The 2,189-nt window shown below is 37.2% G+C and carries 1 protein-coding gene; it reads right to left on the bottom strand.

Features of this window, described 5'->3' with window-relative positions; translation table 11 throughout:
- Positions 1–492 precede the first annotated feature (492 nt).
- Complete coding sequence (locus AB4238_RS07135; RefSeq protein WP_372032499.1) at positions 493–1,386, bottom strand: hypothetical protein; 894 nt, start codon at positions 1,384–1,386, stop codon at positions 493–495.
- Positions 1,387–2,189: the final 803 nt, after the last annotated feature.

Genomic DNA, 2,189 nt, shown 5'->3' with positions numbered 1-2,189 from the left:
CCACCTAAAAAGCGTAAACTCTTACGTCGATATTAACTATATAAAGGTATCACTCGGGCTTGTTCAACACTTGGGATAAGGACGCGGCTGCGCGCGGCCTATCCTTATACGTTAGTTGCCGTTTACTTGCTTATCAGAATGAACATTAAAATTATTGAAGCGATTGGTAAACACATTAAATTAAGAAAGCTCCAATATTTCTTTTTTGTTAGAGAGTACAAGCCGAGAGAAAGATGAATCGCAGTAATAACACTGCATATTATGCCACTTACCAATAGCCTGAAGTTGTTCTCAGTATCAGAAAGCAATAATGCCGCAACAATACATGCCGGTAGGATTATTATTAACTCAGTCCAAACAAAATGGGCATCATCTAAAAATTTAATATAGCTCTGAGCTAGATTCATGTGATGGCAACTAACGCCTCAGTAATAAGTGAGCCAAATGCAGTGGGGGCATGACATGTTTGGTGAACCTTTATTTATTGAATTGTTAGGATATTGGTAGGAGTTCACCGGATCTCCATAATAATGCTTTTGATGTCGTCACTATAATAAGGACTGTTTCGAAATCTGAGTCATAAATAAATAATTCAGTAAAATTAAAGCTTGTAATAAACCCTTTGTAGCTTGATTTAACTTCGATAGATTCTTTTACTTTTAGAAACAGTTTCTCAGCTATTGAGGGGCACCCACTAACCTTCACTATCTCTTGGTCATTAAAGCACAATAAATAATTAATACTTGAATTATCAGTGCCGATATAAGCATTGATCAAATTAACAATTTTTCCTTGGTCTAGCCCACCATCATCTTGTTCAACATTAACCCACGAATTTTTACCTGTTGCTTTCCAATATATAGGTAAGTGTCGTGTCAAGTTGACATAGTCTTGACTAAAGGTAATGTCAGGCCTTTGCTCATACTCTGATATCGACTCTAAAAAGTCATTGAAATCTGCTGGAATGGCCATAAACCTAACAATAAATGCCTTTTCACCAAATTCAACCTTAAATTTTTCCCAGTCGATCTTCCTACCAAAAGCAAATCCAAGATTCGAGCTACCAATTGAATCAATACAGAGGTAAATTTCAACCGTTTGATTTATAAGATTATTCAATGCAAACATTTGGTGTAAATAGTCTTGTTTACTTAATAGCAATCTTGTGATTATTGATTGCTTATTAAATCGAATTTCTACCGAATTATCATCGATTAAATGTAAATTCAACTTACCAAGTTTCTTAGCTTTAGGGATATTATTCCACTGTAGATCTAGTGGCGTTTTATCATCCCATAAAAAACATTCATAATTGTCGACCAGCACATCCCATGCGCTAATGTTCTCTGGACACTTCAATATTTTCTTAATAGGTGCAAGATACATGCGGATATCCTAACAACTTATTCATTAGTCGCTCGATAACGTTCTTAGCAACTGGTTAAATTTTTAACAAGCTATCACTGCTAAGGCATTGCTGTAAATTGATAATTTCTAATTTTAGGTTACATAAACTGCCTTTTTGAGTGCGGAGAAAGAGAGCCTAGTTTTTTCAATGGGTTCGTGTATCACTTTTGTACATTTTTCATAAGGCTGATTTTTATAGGTTTTGTGAAATGAAAAAGTTTGTATCTTCCAAAGTGCTCCCGATGATTTCTGGTAAACGTATCTGTAGGAATTTGATATTTGTGCTTTTAGCTTTGAGTAAACGTCCAGAGCAAAAAGGGTTTGAATAAACTCACAGAATCAAATCTTCCCCGTTGGAAATTTTGCTTTTTAAATTTCGCCGGGGCGCTGAGGGATATCCAAAAGGGGGGCAAGCGCTTTCCCCTTTTTGGTCTGGTGGGGGTGAAGCGCCACGACTTTAATCAGACGCAGTCTGATGCGTTAGAGATCTAATTGAGTTGTAGCGTCTCGCAGTTGTATCTGCACATGCGCCCGCTGCGATTTTGAGTTTGTAGGTTGAACTATAACTCAAGGCTACAAGCTAAACTCTATCCCCGTTCTACCTGAAGATGCTCGTTTCAGAGGCATTGTGCCAGTTCAATTCTAGGCGCATTAATGTGGAAATGGTTATCCCCTTTTAAGTTAATGCAACAACGAAGTGGGCAGGCACAAGGTCTTCTTCGATGGGTTTTAATGGGCTTTACTCCGTGTTATTGATTTTATCAAGGGAGCGACCATTAATG

Source organism: Shewanella sp. 10N.286.45.A1 (assembly GCF_041470405.1).
Taxonomy (GTDB): Bacteria; Pseudomonadota; Gammaproteobacteria; order Enterobacterales; family Shewanellaceae; genus Shewanella.
This window is presented reverse-complemented; position numbering and strand designations above follow the sequence as displayed.

What these genes read in the sequence shown, in the direction of transcription:
- AB4238_RS07135 (WP_372032499.1), bottom strand. Translation starts at nt 1,386, where the DNA reads ATGTATCTTGCACCTATTAAGAAAATATTGAAGTGTCCAGAGAACATT.